The organism is Devosia sp. UYZn731, from assembly GCF_040546795.1.
Classification (GTDB): Bacteria; Pseudomonadota; Alphaproteobacteria; order Rhizobiales; family Devosiaceae; genus Devosia.
On the sequence record NZ_JBEPOL010000008.1, the window covers coordinates 17,423 to 32,801 of the forward strand.

The following is a 15,379-nucleotide window of genomic DNA, read 5'->3' on the forward strand; positions in this document are numbered from 1 at the left end:
GTCACAACGGCGTCAGCCGACCGCCAGAATTCAAGAAGGACATGCCATGACCAATGCCAGCGCCGCCCAGGCCGCCCTCCTGCTGTCGCGCGTGCGCCGGACCGGCGAACAGCTCGTGACCTTTCCCGAAGCGCTGATCCCCCAGGATCGCGCCGCCGCCTATGCGATCCAGGACGAAATCATCGCGCTCGAAGGCGAAGTGGGCGGCTGGAAAATCGGTTCGGGGATGGAGGCGGTGCCGGTCGTCTCGCCAATCCTGGCGCATTCGTTTTTCAATTCGGGCACCACGCTCAACATCGCCGACCTGATGGCTACGCTGGTCGAAGTGGAAGTGGGCCTCAAGCTTGGGGCCGACCTCACCGCGCGGCCCGGCGGCTATTCGCGCGACGAGGTGATCGCGGCGATCGAAGGCTTCCTGCCGGCCTTTGAAATCATCGGCACGCGCTTCGCGCCCGAATACCAGCTGCCCAAGATGCTGAATATCGGCGACCTTCAGGTCAATGCTGCCGTAGTCAGCGGCCCCCTGGTGACGGATTGGCAGGGCCTGAGCCTGGGCGATCTCAAGATGAGCCTGACGATCGGCGGCAAGGTGCTGGAAACAGATACCGGCGCCACGCTGGACGTGATCATCGATTCCATCGTCTGGCTCGCCAATGAGGCGTCCCTGCGCCAGGGCGGGCTGCGCAAGGGCCAGATCATCATCACCGGCTCACGCCTCAAGGAAACGCTGGGGCAGGCGGGCGAGGCGATGAGCGCCAACCTGGGCGCACTTGGCACGATTTCGGTCAAGCTGGCGTAATCTGCGATGGAACGGCAGGACTACGGTATTCTCGCGCTGCTTGCCGGCGTGCTGGCGGTTTCGGGGCTGGTGTTTGCCGATATCGCGCCGCATGTGGCCGACTATATCGTGCTGATCGCCGGAGCGGCTGGCCTGGTCGCCGCCATCGTGCATCGCGACGCGACATTGGCGGCACGGCCGTGGTGGATGCTGCTGCTGGCGCTGGCCTGCCTGGCGCTGACCCTGCCCTTCGTCTATCGCGGTTCGACCGATCTGGTGCCGATCCTGGCGCTGGCGCCGTTTCTCGTCGTGCCAGGCGTCGCGTTCCTGCTGGCGCAGAACCAGTCCCTTTTGCGGCCGTTTGCACTGCCGCTGCTGTGCCTGTTCGGGGCCATCGCGGCGGCGCTGCTCGGCCTGTCGGAATATCTCGCCACCGGGATCGCGCGTGTCGAGGTGGGAAACAATCCCATCCATTATGGCGGCATCGCGATCGTGCTGGGCTTCATGGCGCTGACGGGCATCTGTGTCGGGCGCTCGCCGTGGCGGGTGCTGTTCTTGCTGGGACCGATGGCCGGAATGCTGGCCGCGATCCTTTCGGGGTCGCGCGGGCCGCTGCTGGGCGGCGTAGCGATGGCGGTGGTCGGCATGCCGATCCTGTTGTTCTGGTATCGCCGCGATCTGGCATTGGTGCTGACCGTTGTGGTTCTGGCGGTGGGCGCCTTGGCCTTTGGCCTGACATCGGGGTCCTCGATGCGGGCGCTGTCGGTGTTCGGCGAGATGACGCAAGCGCTGGGGGCCGGGGGGGCATCGCCGACCCCGGATGTGTATCGCACCGCGATGTATCAATCCGCCCTGCAACAGTTTCTGGCCTCCCCGATTTTTGGGCAGGGATTCGGGCAGATCATGGCAACGGTCCGAGCGGCCCATCCCGACTTGCCCGAACTCGTAACGCTCGAGCACATGCACAGCGATATCGCCGATTTCGCGGCGCTGGGCGGGTTATTGGGCCTGCTGGCCTATGGGCTGATCATCGCGGCTCCGCTGGCGAATTTGCGCTTCGGCAAGGCCAAGCCCACGGACCGCGTCGTCGCCTTGGGCAGTGCGCTGTTGGCCACGGGCTACCTCTTCCTCGGCCTCACCAATGCGATGTTCGGGGTCCTTCCCCAGACGGTGCTGTTCGCCCTGCTGCTCGGTTACCTGATCGCGCTGCGTCGCAACACCGATAGTGTCAGCACGCCACCACGTTGACGGCGAGACCCGCAAGGCTGGTTTCCTTGTAGCGTTCCGACATGTCCATGCCGGTCTGGCGCATGGTTTCGATACAGGCGTCGAGCGGCACCGCATGGGTGCCGTCGCCCTTGAGGGCGAGCGAGGCGGCGGTGACGGCCTTGACGGCGCCAAAGGCGTTGCGCTCGATGCAGGGAATTTGCACGAGGCCGGCGACCGGATCGCAGGTCATGCCCAGATGGTGCTCCAGCGCGATTTCGGCAGCGTTTTCCACCTGGGTCGGGGTGCCGCCCATGACGGCGCAAAGACCAGCGGCGGCCATGGCGGAGGCGGAGCCCACCTCGCCCTGGCAGCCGACTTCGGCGCCCGAAATCGAGGCATTGTGCTTGATGATGCCGCCAATGGCGGCGGCGGTCAGCAGATAGTCGCGAATGGTCGAGCTGTTGGCGCGGGCATCGAACTTGATGAAATAGCGCAGCACGGCGGGGATGACCCCGGCGGCCCCATTGGTGGGCGCGGTGACGACGCGGCCGCCGGCGGCGTTCTCCTCGTTGACCGCCATGGCATAAACGCTGAGCCAGTCATTGGCCATCAGTGGGGTGATCTCGTTGCGCTGCCATTGGGCGTCGAGCTGGGCCACGATGGCCTTGGCGCGGCGCTTGACGTTGAGGCCGCCGGGCATGATGCCGGCTTGGCCAAGGCCGCGGTCGATGCAGGCCGCCATGACCGACCAGATTTCGTCGATGCCGTCATCCAGCGTCTTGCGCGAGCGGCTGGCTTCCTCGTTGGCGCGCTTCATGGCGGCAATGGACAGGCCTGAAGAGGCGGCCATGGCCAGCATGTCCTTGGCATGGGCGAACGGATAGGGCACGTCGGCCTGGGCCGGGGAGGCGACCTTGACGGCTTCCAGTTCGGCATCGGTGACGACGAAGCCGCCGCCGATGGAATAATAAATGCGCCGCAGCAGCAATTGGCCGTCGGTGTCGAGCGCGGTGAATTGCAGGCCATTGGGATGGCCGGGCAGGGGATTGCGCTTGTCGAACACCAGGTCGCGGGTGGGCAGGAACCGATAGGCGGCGTGGCCGGGCGGGTGGACCATGCCGGTGGCCTCGACCTGCGCGATCTTGGCATCCATCGTGTCGGGATCGATCTGGCGCGGGTTTTCTCCACACAGCCCCAGGATGACCGCGCGGCCGGTGCCGTGGCCGATGCCGGTGAAGGCCAGCGAGCCGTGCAGGCTGGCCGTCAGCGCCGCCGGGCGGGCACGGGCGGCGCGGGGCCAGTCGCCTGATTTGAGCTCATCGAGGAACCGGTTGGCAGCGGTCATCGGCCCCATGGTGTGGGAACTCGATGGGCCGATACCGATCTTGAAGACGTCGAAGATGGACAGGAACATGGTGCCATCAATGCACGGATCATGCGGCAAGACAACGCGCGTGGCCGCGCTATTGTCCAGCAATCGGCAACAGTGCGTGGCGCAGCGGCCGATTGCGGCGGATGCGGGTTTGCCCGATATCACATTCATCGCAATGCAGGAGGCCGCCATGTCTGATTATGTTTATCGCGAAGCCAAAGGCGCGGTGGGTGCGCCGCTATTGTTCGTGTTCCATGGCACCGGCGGGGACGAGAACCAGTTCTTCGATCTGGGCGGTGAACTTCTGCCCGGCGGGCGGATCGTGGCGGCGCGAGGCGACGTGTCCGAAGGCGGGGCGCTGCGCTATTTCCGCCGCACCGGCGAGGGGCGCTACGACATGGCCGATCTGGCGTTGCGCACCGGCACGATGGTGGCGTTCATCAAGGCCCGGATTGCCGAGAGCCAGCCCTCTCGGGTGATCGGGCTGGGCTATTCCAATGGCGCCAATATTCTGGCTTCGGTGCAATTCGCAGCGCCGGAACTCTTCGATGCCTCGGTGCTGATGCATCCGCTGATCCCGTTCCAGCCGGCTCCGTCGCCGGGTCTTGGAGGGCGCAGCGTGCTGGTCACCGCCGGCAGGCGCGATCCAATTGCGCCGGCAGCTGCGACGCAGCAATTGGTGGACTATTTCACTGGCCAGGGCGCCAAGGCGAATGTGTTCTGGCACGATGGCGGGCATGAATTGCGGCCGGAAGAACTGCGCGAGACACAGCGATTCATAGCCGCGGTGGTGAAGGCGGGTTGATGGTCGGCGCCTCCACATAGGCGATCCGGACATGGCAGCACTTTGTTAATGATCTTTAGAGGGGTGCTCGCTAACAATGGCGGGCAGGTGTCACCTGGGTTGCGCTGACCTTACCCATTGATGGAGCGCGAAAATCGACGGCCTGAGGGGGCGAATTTCCGCGAGCTTGCGGACACGCGTGCTGGTGCTGGTGCTGCTCGGTTTTGCGGCGGTGGCGGTGCCGGCCTATGCGGCATTTTCCTGGATCGTCAATTCGACGGTGATCCAGCTGGGCACCCTGTTTGCCGAAAAACAGATTCTCTACGACCGTTTTCGCGGGCTCGAAGCGCTGACGCGCGAAGTATCGCTGGCCGAAACCCTGGCCGGTACGCAGGCGATCCGCGACTGGGCGGTGGACGAAGCCGATGCCGACAAGCGCGTCCGTGCCATTGCGGAGCTGGAGCATTACCGACAGTCGTTTGCCGACAAGAGCTATTTCTTCGTCATCGGCGCTTCGGGCCATTACTATTTCAACGATGCCGGCAATGCCTATGCGGGCAACCAGTATCGCTACACGCTGGACCCCAATAACCCGCGCGACGGCTGGTATTACAATACGGCGGCGCTGGGCCAGGGCTGTCACCTCAATGTCGACAATGACGACAAGCTGCGCGTCACCAAGGTGTGGATGAACTGCGTGATCCGCGAGGGTCGCAAGGTGCTGGGTATTCTGGGGACCGGCATTGATCTCTCTGCCTTTATCCGCGAAGTCGTCAATGTGCCCCAGGTCGGCGTGGTGGCGATGTTCGTCGATCACAATGGGGCGGTGCAGGCGCATCGCGACCAGAACCTGGTGGATTATCACAGCCTGACGCGCGAGATGACCGATCGCAAGACGGTGTTCGCCATGCTCGACCGGCCAGACGACGCCATCGTGTTGCAGACCATGATGAACGAGGTTTCGGCGGGCGACGTGCTGGTCAAATCGCGGTTCATGCAGATCGGGGGCAAGTCGGTGCTGGTCGGGGTTGGCTATCTCGACAAGCTGGGCTGGTACAATGTGACGCTGATGGATATCGACACCATCATCGATAAGCGCCTGTTCCTGCCGGTAGGCCTGTTGCTGGCGGCGATGATGGCGCTGGTGGCGGTGCTGATCACGCTGGTGTTCAAGCGGCAGGTAGTGGATCGGGTCGGACGCCTGGAGGCGGCGGTCGATCTGGCGCGGGACGGCGATTATGCGGCCGCCGCGGCGCTGGCCGACGATCGCCAGGACGAAATCGGGCGGCTGTCGACGGCGTTCGTGCAGATGGCCAAGGCCGTCGACCAGCATACCCAGGAGCTGGAAGCGCGGGTGCGGGCGCGTACCCAGGAACTCGAACGGCTGGCGTTCATGGACGGACAGACCGGCATCGCCAATCGGCGCGGCTTCATGGCGATTTATCAGCAGCTGCCGCCCGACCGGGTACACGGCCTGCTGCTGGTCGATATCGATCGCTTCAAGACCATCAACGACACTTATGGGCATGCCGCTGGCGATGTGGTGGTGCAGGAAATCGCCCGGCGTATTCAACTGGCCGCAGGGCTGGGCAATCACTGCGCGCGCTGGGGCGGTGACGAGTTCGTCGTGGTGCTGGTCGACAGTGCACCGGTCGCGTTGCGCGCCATGGCGTATGGCCTGACCGCCCAGGTGTGCGAGGCGCCGGTAACGTTGCCCGATGGGCGTCCGGTCATGGTCACGATCAGCGTCGGCGCCTGCATAGCCGAAGCGGGCGAGACGCTGGAAACCACCACCGACATGGCCGATGCGGCGCTCTATATCGCCAAGGAGCAGGGGCGCAACAAGGTCGTGATCTTCGATGCCGATACGGCTTCTACCGGCAAGCCCAGGCTGGGAATCGGCTAGGCTGGGGGCGTTCAGACGGTATTCAGAAATCTCCGGCTAGAGGCTGGGCGATCCTGGGAGTTTGCCGATGCGCTACGTCATTGCCCTGCTGGCCTTTGTGACGCTGTTGCCGGGCGCACAGGGGGCGAGTTTTTCGTGCAGCGACGCCAGAACGCCCATTGAAAAGGCGATCTGCGCCGATCCCGCTTTGTCGCGCGCCGACGACGTGATGGCGCTGGCCTATGTGGGGGCGATTTCGGGGCTGACCGAAGAGGCCGAGATCGTCATGCGCAAGGGGCAGCGCGACTGGCTCGATTTTGCCGACATGGTCTGTTCGGACCAGTATCTGCCTGGCGAGGACAGTGCGGCGGTGGAACGGCCACAATGCCTGCAGCCCCTCTACGCTGCGCGGCTCAAGGTGCTGGAGCAGAGTCGCATGGTGGGCGGCATGCGGTTTTTCACCGCCGACACCTATAGGGCACTGCCCGATCCCGATGGCGGGCGATTCAAGGCAGGTCTCAAGGTGGTATCGAGCCTGCGCATGGACGGCAATGACAGCCTCGCCAATGCCTTCAACGCCTATATGCGGCAGGTCACCGATGACTATACGGGCGACTATACCGATTTTGCCGGAACCACGATCGACGACAGCGTGGCCAATGAGGACAATGATTTCCTGATGGTGCTGGGCGGCGTCAATGCCAGGCGCATCAGCGTGGAGTTGGGTCTGATGTGGTATGGCCACGGCGCCGTCCACGCCAATTCCGGCCTGGGCAATTTTCACTTCCTGACCAAGGAAGAACGGCCGCTAGCGGTCACCGACATGTTCGAGGACAAAAACTGGAGCACGGCGCTGTCCGCCCTCGTGGCCGAGCGCGCCAGTGTCGACCTGCGGGATGGCGAAATGACCTACGATGCCGACACGATGATGGGCTTTGCCACCGATCCGCAGCGCTGGAGTTTTACCCGCGCGGGGCTGATGGTGCAGTTCGAGGACCAGGACGTCACGCCCGGCAGCCCGGCGGTCAGCGTTGCCTGGGGGCGGCTGCGTGATTATCTGGCCGCCGATGCGAACGCTATCGCGCGGCCCTGAGGCGGGGTAATCTGGATACTATCGCCGACGAGGAGACGGGCAATGATGCGGACGATATTGGGCGCGATGCTGCTGTTGTTGGCCTTGGCCGTGGCGGGGCCGGCGAGCGCGGCGAGCTTTGATTGCAGCAAGGCGACGACGGCCTTCGAGAAGGCGATCTGCGACAATCCAAAACTGTCGACGGATGACGATACGCTGGCCGTGGCCTTTGCCACCGCTATCGGCGGGCTGAGCAAGCCGGCGGTCATCGCGATGCGGGCCGAGCAGCGCGCCTGGCTCGATTTTGCCGCCAAGTCCTGCACCGACAATGCCGAACCGCTATCGGACGTGGATACCTATACGGACAACCAGATCGAGTGCCTGGGGCTGGCTTTTTCCACCCGCACGGGTGTGCTGGAGCAGAGCCGAATGCTGGGCGGGCACCGCTTTGCCGTATCCAGCAGCTATAGCGCACTACCCGATCCGGACGCGGTGGATGACCCGACGTCCTATTGGAAAGTGGCGACCCATCAGCTCACCTATCCTACGCTGGACGCGGACAAAGCTGATGCGGAGGGCTTCGACAGCTTCATCAGCGACACCGTCGCGAGCGTCTCCGGCTCGATCACCGACGAGGGTGGCGATGCAATGAGCGATGCGCAGAGCGATACGACGGTGGACATCACGCTGTCCGAAGTGGTGGGCACGCGGGTGACGCTCAAGGTGATGACTAACTGGTTCGGCCATGGCGCGGCGCACAGCAATTGGGGCATCACCTACGCGCACTACCTGCTCAGCCGGCAGCGCGCGATGGAGGCGAGCGATATTTTTGCCGGCGACGGCTGGAAAAAGACGCTGACCGATATTGCCACCGCTGAACTCAAGCGCGAGCATGGCGACAATCTGCAACTCGACGGTGTCGAGGACCTTGGCGCCATCATCACCGATCCCAGCCGCTGGAGCTTTGGCAGCGACTATGGGCTGACCATCCAGTTCGAGCCCTATGAGGTCGCCGCCTATGCGTATGGCGCCCCCACCATCGTGGTGCCGTGGGAGAGCCTCGGCGATATCATGTCGGAAAGCTCGGACTCGGTGCGCTACGGCAGCTAGGCGCGCAGGTCCGCCCATTCGGGGTGACGGCGGAACTGGGCTTCGACATAGGAGCAGATCGGTTCGATCTTGAAGCCTTCGGCGCGGGCGTCAGCGATGGCGGCGTTAACTAGTTTCGCCGCGATGCCGCGGCCGCCGAATTCGGACGGCACGCCGGTATGGTCGATGCTCATCACGCCGGCCGGGGTTTTGCGGTAGGTCATTTCGGCTTCGACGCCGGGCGCCAGATTGACCATGTAGCGGCCGCGCGTGGCATTATCCTGGCGGATGACGGTGATATCGGCAGTGGTCATGATGCATGGTCTCGGGCGTTCGACTGAGCACAATGTCGGTCTGCACGGGGCGCTGCGCAACCCCCGGCCGCGACTAGATATGCGTTACGCCTTGCAGCAGCTCGGGGAACAGCGCGCGCTCGGCCAGGAACGGATGCAGCGCCGACGCGGTGGATATGTCCTTGAGCGCAAGGGCCCGCTTGCCCTGCTTGAGATAAATCATGGCGCGTCCCGACAGGGCCCCAAAGTGGCGCGGTTCAAGCGCCAGGACCTTGTCGATATCGCTCAGCGAGGTCGTGTAATCGCCCTGCAGGTAATGGGCGGTGGCGAGCTGGTTCCAGGCTTCCGCGTAGTCCGGATAATCCTTGGCGATGGCCTCGAATTCATCGAGCGCGCCCGCAGGATCGATCGCCAGTTTGCGCACCGCCTGCTGCATGCGGGTGGCGAGAGCCGGATCGGCCGGGGTCATCCACTGGGTCCAGATCTGCAGGCTGATGGCCTTGGCGCTGGCCTCATCGGGCGCAACGCGAAGCTGGGCGAACAGATTGTCGAGAATGGGATTGTGGGCGCTCTGGGCACTGGCCGGCGCCAAGAGGAACAAAAGAAGCAGCAGCGGCCCCAGCAGGGCTGCGATGACGGCCGGATAGCGGGCGATCCAGATGCGCATGACCTGAGCTTGCCGCCGATTGCGGCCGGCGGCAAGACAGCAGTTCGTGAACCGGCCAGCCTAGTGGGCGATATCGGTCTTGCCCCAGCGGGCCTGGATGGATTTGCCGAAGCCGCCGAGCCAGGGGGCGAGCGCCAGGAGGATGGCGCGGTAGGAGTGGATCAGCAGGAACAGCGCCGCCAGGATCAGCGTGCCGACGACGATGACCAGTTCCAGCGACAGGCCGATGGACTTGAGCCAGGCGGTCAGCAGCATGCCGGGCAGGATATGGGCGGCGGCCCAGATGAAGGCGGAGCTGATATTGATGATGGAGAACCTGCGGTAATCCATGCCCATGATGCCGGCGACGCCGGGAATCACGGCTTTGACGCCGGGGATGAAGCGGCCGATGAACACGCTCTTGCCGCCATGCCGGGCGAAAAAGGCCTCGCCCTTGGTGATGAGTTCGGTGTGATATTTGAACGGCCAGACGGTGCGGATGCTGTCCTTGAGCAGATGGCCGATACCGTAGGAGAGGGCATCGCCGATGACGGCGCCGATCACCGCCGCGAAGTAGACCTCCCAGAATGGCAGGCGGCCTTCGGCGATGATGCCGCCGACCAGCAGCAGCACGGGCGTCGATGGCACGAACAGGCCGAGTACGAAGACTGCCTCACCAATGGCGACCAGGAAGATGAAGATAAAGGTCAGCCAGAAATTGCCCGAAATCGTATCGAGAAAGGTCTCAAAATAGACCGAGATCGCATGAAAGAAATCAAGCATGGGGCGACCTCACTCTCCGCTCGTCGTTAGTGCGGAATATCGGGCTTGCCCCACCGGCTTTCAATGGAACGGCCGAAACCACCCAGATAGGGGGCCAAAGCCAGCAGAATGCGGCGATGATAGTGGATCAGCGCAAACACGATCGCCAGGATCACCGCACCGAACAGGATGACCAGTTCCAGGCTCAGGCCGATGGACTGGAGCCATTGGGTCAGGAACATGCCCGGCAAAATGTGAGACGCCGCCCAGATGAAGGCGGAGATCACGTTGATGATGGTGAAGTAGCTCCACTTCATGCCGAGCATGCCGGCGATGCCCGGGATGACAGCCTTGAGCCCGGTGATAAAGCGGCCGATGAAGATTGCCTTGCCGCCATGCTGGGCAAAGAACGTCTCGCCGCGGGCGATCAGCGGCAGATAACTTCGGAACGGCCAGGCCGTCTTGATTTTGTCTTTCAGCAGGAAGCCGATCCAGTAGCTGATGGCGTCGCCCACAATGCCGCCCAAGGAGGCTGCGAGAAAAATCGGCCAGAAATTGAGATTTTGCGTGGTGATCAGGCCGCCGACCAGCAGCAGGATGGGGAGCGAGGGCACCAGCAGGCCCAGGATAAACACCGCCTCGCCGACGCAGACGAGAAAAACCAGAAACACGAACAGCCAGTAATTGCTCGAAACCGAGAGCATGATTGTGCTGATCAAGTCGGTGATAGCGTGTAGCCAGTCTAACATGCCCGGTGGTTCCCCTTATGAGCCGATCCGGGTTATCGACAGCGCGTGCCGGTCATTCACCCATGGCGGCACATTGCTTTAGCATCATGGCGCTGGCAAGGGTTGCCAGTTGGAGGTCGTCACTATGTCGCTGCCTATTCATCACATGATTGCGTCAGGTCCACGACCGGTGGCGCCTTTTTCCCACGCGGTGGAGGCGGATGGCTGGATCTTTATCACCGGCCAGATGCCGACCGACCCGGCGGCGCCCGACGCGCCATTGCCCGAGGGAATCGTGGCGCAGACCCAGCGGGTAATGGAGAACTTGCGGGTCGTGCTGGCCGGCATCGGGCTGGGGTTCGAGCATGTGACGATGGCGCGGATTTACCTGACCGCATTCGAGCGCGACTATGCGGGGCTCAATGGGCTGTGGCCGAGCTTCTTTGAGGCGGGCAAGCTGCCGGCGCGCACCACGATCGGGGTGACGGCGCTGGCGGTGGGGGCGCTGGTGGAGATCGATATGGTGGCCAAGCGGCCGTGAACCTCTCACCTTCTCCCCGCGGGAGAAGCTGCACGAAGGGCGGATGAGGGGGCTGCAATTTGGATTGCAGTCTTCTGGCACGAAGTCACCCCCCACCCAGAAATTCTGCTGTGCGCATAATTTCTGTCCCTCTCCCGCAAGGGGAGAGGGTGTCGACTGAGAGAGCTTAAGCCGAATAGGCCTTCACGTTCTGCTGCTGTTCGCCCAGGCCTTCGATGCCCAGGCGCATGACGTTGCCGGGCTTGAGCCAGACCGGGTTCGGCTTGATCCCCATGCCGACGCCCGGAGGGGTGCCGGTGGAGATGATGTCGCCGGGCTGCAGGCTCATGAACTGGCTGACATAGGCCACGACCGTGGCCACGCCGAAGATCATCGTCTTGGTGGAGCCGTTCTGATAGCGGTGACCGTCGACCTCGAGCCACATGGACAGGTTCTGCGGGTCGGCGACTTCGTCGCGCGTCACCATCCATGGACCGATAGGGCCAAAGGTATCGCTGCCTTTGCCCTTGTCCCAGGTGCCGCCGCGCTCGGTCTGGAAATGGCGCTCGGAAACGTCGTTGATGACGCAATAGCCGGCGACATGGTTCATGGCGTCGGCTTCCTCGACGTAGCGGGCTTCCGTGCCGATGATGATGCCGAGTTCGACTTCCCAATCGGGCTTGATGGAGTTCTTGGGGATGATCACATCGTCATTGGGGCCGATAATGGCGCTGGTGGCCTTCATGAAGATGATCGGCTCTTCGGGGATGGCGGCGCCGGTTTCGGCGGCATGGTCGGCATAGTTGAGGCCGATGCAGATGAACTTGCCCACATTGGCAACGCAAGGGCCGATGCGATCATTGGCATCGAGCTTGGGCAGCACGCCGATGTCCACGGCGCGAATCTTGGCCAGGCCCTCGGGCGTCAGCGTATCGCCGCCTATATCGCCCACGATGCCGGTGAGGTCGCGGATGGTGCCATCGGCATCCAGAATGGCGGGCTTCTCAGCGCCCTTGGCGCCAACGCGGAGGAGTTTCATGGGGTCAGATCCAGTTGAGGGTGATGAGGCAATAAAGCTAACATGTTAGCCTGTCGAGGCCGACCAAAGGCCAATCGGTTCGGCTGGACGGATTATTGCGGGCGAATAATGCCCTTCTTGAGCAGGATATTGCCATAGAGCCGGCGCTCGCCGCTCTGCACGATGGCGTAGCCGGTCTTGACCCGGTCGTAGAAAGCGAAGCGTTCCAGTGACGACACGCCCATCTTGGGTTCGTGCTTTTTGACGATGGCGTCGAACTCATCCACGATGGGCGGGCGCGCACCGGCGTCGCCGACGACCTGCATGGTGATGGCGGCCTCATCCACGAAATCGTCGAGCGGCATCAGCGTCAGGACGGCCTCAAGGACATCGGTGGCGCTGATGCCATCGAGGCGCACCAAGGCGGGCCCGGCCGCATCGGCGGGATAGTTGGCATCGACGATGGCGATCTCGTCGCCATGACCCATGGCGCGCAGAATGCCGAGCAGGTCGGGGCCGAGCAGTGGCGGAATATTCTTGAGCATTTTTTGGGTCCCCTCCCAGGGATTTAGCCAAACGGAAAACTGTCGCTGTCGCTGCCCAGGGTGGCGCCATCGGCGAATACCGACGGGTCATCGCGCGCGAAGGCGAACAGCTCGACCATGACGGCATCGATATGGGCGCGGATGGCCCTGGTGGCCTGGGCCTGGTCCGCCGCCAGGATGCCGTCGAAAATTGCCTGATGCTCGGCGATAGTGATGGCCAGCCGGCGCGGCGTGATGATCAGGCGGCGCGCGCGATCGAGATTGGCGCGGGCGCTGTCGATGATGTTCTTGATCTTGGTGAATTTCATCGAGCGGAAAATGATGTCGTGGAATTCCAGATCGATCTGGTGAAACGCCTCGGCATCGTCGCGGCTCGCGGCCTCGCGCTGGGCGGCCATATTGGCATGCAGCGCCTCGATGACGTCGGCGTCGTGCTTGCCGATCAGCACGCGCAGGGCCTCGCTTTCGATGCCTTTGCGGATCAGCATATATTCGCGCACGTCGGCAATGCGCACCAGCGACACCGTGGAGCCGCGCTGGGGTGCGATATCGACGAGCCCCTCCGCCTGCAGCCGCGCCAGCGCTTCGCTGACCGGAAAGCGGGAGACGCCGAGCTGTTCGCAGATGGCGGTCTTGTCGATGGACTGACCCGGCGCCAGCGCCAGGGTGACGATGGCCTGGCGCAGCGCCGCGGTCACGTCGAGCGTGACGCTGCCGCGCGACAAAGCCGTGGGGCGGGCGAGAAAACGATAGGGACTTGCTTCCATAGTCATGCTAACATGTTAGTCAGACCCGTGGCGATTTACAACACGATTGAAGCCGGCGGCCCGCACTCCAGGGTGCCTATGTGGCCGGTATTGAGCGTGCGGTAAAGCCTTGGCAGCAGCAGCATCCGAAAGTTCACACCCCATGTCGCAAACCATGATCCGCCCCGAAACCAGAACCCTGGTGCTGAATCCGGCCGACAATATCGCCGTGGCTTTGGCCAATCTCGATGCCGGCACCGAGACGCCGCAGGGCCGTATCGTCGCCAAGCGGGTGCCCAAGGGCCACAAATTCACCGTGCGGCCGGTGCGGGCGGGCGAGGCCATCGTCAAGTTCGGGCAGATCATCGGCTTTGCCAGCGTGGACATTGGGGCGGGCGAGTGGGTGCATGAGCACAATTGCGGCATGGGCGGCGCCGATGGCAGCCTCAAGCATGATTATGCCTTCTCCGAAGGCGCGGTGGCGCCGGAGATGATCCCCGCTGAACAGCGCGCGACCTTCGAGGGCTATCGGCGGGCCAATGGCTCGGTGGGGACGCGCAATTATGTGGGCATCCTGACCTCGGTGAATTGCTCGGCAACCGTCGCCAAGTTCATCGCCGAAGGCATCAACCGCTCGGGCATCCTGGATGATTATCCCGAGATCGACGGCGTCGTGCCGTTCGTGCATGGCACCGGTTGCGGCATGGAATCGCGCGGCGAGGGTTTTGACATCCTCAAGCGCACGCAGTGGGGCTACACCTCCAATCCGAACCTCGGCGCTGCCATGCTGGTGGGCCTGGGCTGCGAAGTGTTCCAGATCGGGCGCATGAAGGAAATGTATGGCATCACCGAGAGCGACACGTTCCAGACCATGACGATCCAGGAAAGCGGTGGCACCAGGAAGATCATCGAGTGGGGCATCGAGCGCATGAAGGAAATGCTGCCGGTGGCCGCCAAGGCGCGGCGCGAAACCATCGACGCATCGGAGCTGACACTGGCGCTGCAATGCGGCGGCTCGGACGGCTATTCGGGCATCACCGCCAATCCGGCTTTGGGTTATGCGGCCGATATCCTGGTGCGCAATGGCGGCACGGCGATCCTGTCAGAGACGCCGGAAATCTACGGTGCCGAACATCTGCTGACGCGGCGTGCCGTGTCGCGCGAAGTGGGCGAAAAGCTCCTCAGCCGCATCCATTGGTGGGAAGACTATACCCAGCGCAATCATGGCGAGATGAACAACAATCCCTCGCCGGGCAACAAGCTGGGCGGGTTGACGACGATCCTCGAGAAATCGCTCGGCGCCACCGCCAAGGGCGGCACGACGCCGCTGACGGCGGTTTACGAATATGCCGAGAAGGTGCGCGAAAAGGGCTTCGTGTTCATGGACACGCCCGGCTTCGATCCGGTTTCGGCGACGGGGCAGGTGGCGGGCGGCGCCAACATTCTGGCCTTCACCACCGGGCGCGGCTCGGCCTATGGCTGCAAGCCCGTGCCCTCGATCAAGCTGGCGACCAATTCGGACATGTATACCCGCATGACCGGCGACATGGACATCAATTGCGGCGACATCGTCGAGGGCGTTTCGATCGAGGACAAGGGCCAAGAAATCTTCGATCTGCTGCTGCGCGTTGCCTCGGGCGAGCCGACCAAGTCGGAAGCTTTGGGCTATGGCGACAACGAATTCGTGCCGTGGCAAGTCGGCGCGACAATGTAGGCTTTTGACGCCCAAACCGGCCGCCGCTTGACAAGGCGGCCGGGCTCCCTATTTTAAAGCCATGAACGCTTTTGCGATGCACCTGCAGGATTTTGCACGCCGGGAACACCCGGTCGCAGGCGCACGTCCCTAGACCTGAGCTGACGTCAAGCCGGGTTTAGGGTGGTTCTGCAGCGTTTTGAACGCTGCCCATAGCGGTTTGTCCGCTCAGACGAATT

General features: G+C 63.3%; 16 protein-coding genes. 8 read left to right on the forward strand and 8 right to left on the reverse strand.

The window, feature by feature from the left end:
• Positions 1–46 precede the first annotated feature (46 nt).
• Positions 47–799: a 2-keto-4-pentenoate hydratase gene (locus ABIB57_RS19225; RefSeq protein ID WP_354042845.1), complete on the forward strand. Its 753-nt coding sequence runs from the start codon at positions 47–49 to the stop codon at positions 797–799.
• Positions 800–805: 6 nt separating this feature from the next.
• On the forward strand, positions 806–2,026 hold the full coding sequence (locus ABIB57_RS19230; RefSeq protein WP_354042846.1) for an O-antigen ligase family protein: 1,221 nt from the start codon (positions 806–808) through the stop codon (positions 2,024–2,026).
• On the opposite strand, the gene ABIB57_RS19235 is transcribed toward ABIB57_RS19230, so the two are convergent.
• A complete protein-coding gene (locus ABIB57_RS19235) occupies positions 2,007–3,401 on the reverse strand; it encodes an L-serine ammonia-lyase (RefSeq protein WP_354042847.1) in 1,395 nt (464 codons plus the stop codon). The genes ABIB57_RS19230 and ABIB57_RS19235 overlap by 20 nt on opposite strands.
• A gap of 148 nt (positions 3,402–3,549) precedes the next feature.
• Here ABIB57_RS19235 and ABIB57_RS19240 point away from each other — a divergent pair, with 148 nt between their 5' ends.
• The 4 genes from ABIB57_RS19240 to ABIB57_RS19255 all read left to right on the forward strand — a co-directional run bounded on the left by ABIB57_RS19240 (position 3,550) and on the right by ABIB57_RS19255 (position 8,210).
• The gene (locus ABIB57_RS19240) at positions 3,550–4,164 is read left to right on the forward strand and encodes an alpha/beta hydrolase (protein ID WP_354042848.1); all 615 of its coding nucleotides are present in this window, start codon (positions 3,550–3,552) and stop codon (positions 4,162–4,164) included.
• 166 nt (positions 4,165–4,330) lie between these two features.
• Positions 4,331–6,049, forward strand: a complete 1,719-nt coding sequence (locus tag ABIB57_RS19245) for a GGDEF domain-containing protein (protein WP_354042849.1) — start codon at positions 4,331–4,333, stop codon at positions 6,047–6,049.
• Positions 6,050–6,116: 67 nt separating this feature from the next.
• Entirely contained in the window at positions 6,117–7,121 is a 1,005-nt protein-coding gene (locus ABIB57_RS19250; RefSeq protein ID WP_354042850.1) for a lysozyme inhibitor LprI family protein, read from the forward strand.
• A 42-nt stretch (positions 7,122–7,163) separates the two neighbouring features.
• Positions 7,164–8,210, forward strand: a complete 1,047-nt coding sequence (locus ABIB57_RS19255) for a DUF3298 domain-containing protein (protein WP_354042851.1) — start codon at positions 7,164–7,166, stop codon at positions 8,208–8,210.
• On the opposite strand, the gene ABIB57_RS19260 is transcribed toward ABIB57_RS19255, so the two are convergent.
• From ABIB57_RS19260 to ABIB57_RS19275, 4 genes are all read right to left on the reverse strand, one after another.
• The gene (locus tag ABIB57_RS19260; protein ID WP_354042852.1) at positions 8,207–8,503 is read right to left on the reverse strand and encodes a GNAT family N-acetyltransferase; all 297 of its coding nucleotides are present in this window, start codon (positions 8,501–8,503) and stop codon (positions 8,207–8,209) included. The genes ABIB57_RS19255 and ABIB57_RS19260 overlap by 4 nt on opposite strands.
• A gap of 73 nt (positions 8,504–8,576) precedes the next feature.
• Positions 8,577–9,149: a tetratricopeptide repeat protein gene (locus tag ABIB57_RS19265; protein WP_354042853.1), complete on the reverse strand. Its 573-nt coding sequence runs from the start codon at positions 9,147–9,149 to the stop codon at positions 8,577–8,579.
• Between the two features lie 60 nt (positions 9,150–9,209).
• Positions 9,210–9,911, reverse strand: coding sequence for a DedA family protein (locus ABIB57_RS19270; RefSeq protein ID WP_354042854.1), 702 nt, complete (start codon positions 9,909–9,911; stop codon positions 9,210–9,212).
• 26 nt (positions 9,912–9,937) lie between these two features.
• Positions 9,938–10,639 carry a DedA family protein gene (locus ABIB57_RS19275; RefSeq protein WP_354042855.1) on the reverse strand — a complete coding sequence of 234 codons (702 nt, stop codon included), beginning with the start codon at positions 10,637–10,639 and terminating at the stop codon, positions 9,938–9,940.
• A 124-nt stretch (positions 10,640–10,763) separates the two neighbouring features.
• Between ABIB57_RS19275 and ABIB57_RS19280 the strand changes: the two genes are divergently transcribed.
• Complete coding sequence (locus tag ABIB57_RS19280; RefSeq protein ID WP_354042856.1) at positions 10,764–11,159, forward strand: RidA family protein; 396 nt, start codon at positions 10,764–10,766, stop codon at positions 11,157–11,159.
• Between the two features lie 166 nt (positions 11,160–11,325).
• Here the strand turns inward: ABIB57_RS19280 and ABIB57_RS19285 are convergent, their stop codons facing one another.
• The 3 genes from ABIB57_RS19285 to ABIB57_RS19295 form a co-directional block, all read right to left on the reverse strand.
• Complete coding sequence (locus ABIB57_RS19285; protein WP_354042857.1) at positions 11,326–12,177, reverse strand: fumarylacetoacetate hydrolase family protein; 852 nt, start codon at positions 12,175–12,177, stop codon at positions 11,326–11,328.
• Between the two features lie 92 nt (positions 12,178–12,269).
• Entirely contained in the window at positions 12,270–12,701 is a 432-nt protein-coding gene (locus tag ABIB57_RS19290) for an RbsD/FucU family protein (protein WP_354042858.1), read from the reverse strand.
• A gap of 23 nt (positions 12,702–12,724) precedes the next feature.
• A complete protein-coding gene (locus tag ABIB57_RS19295; protein WP_354042860.1) occupies positions 12,725–13,474 on the reverse strand; it encodes a GntR family transcriptional regulator in 750 nt (249 codons plus the stop codon).
• A gap of 136 nt (positions 13,475–13,610) precedes the next feature.
• Here ABIB57_RS19295 and ABIB57_RS19300 point away from each other — a divergent pair, with 136 nt between their 5' ends.
• Positions 13,611–15,161 (forward strand): UxaA family hydrolase, encoded by a 1,551-nt coding sequence (locus tag ABIB57_RS19300; RefSeq protein WP_502914433.1) that lies wholly within the window; start codon positions 13,611–13,613, stop codon positions 15,159–15,161.
• The last annotated feature ends 218 nt before the right edge of the window (positions 15,162–15,379 follow it).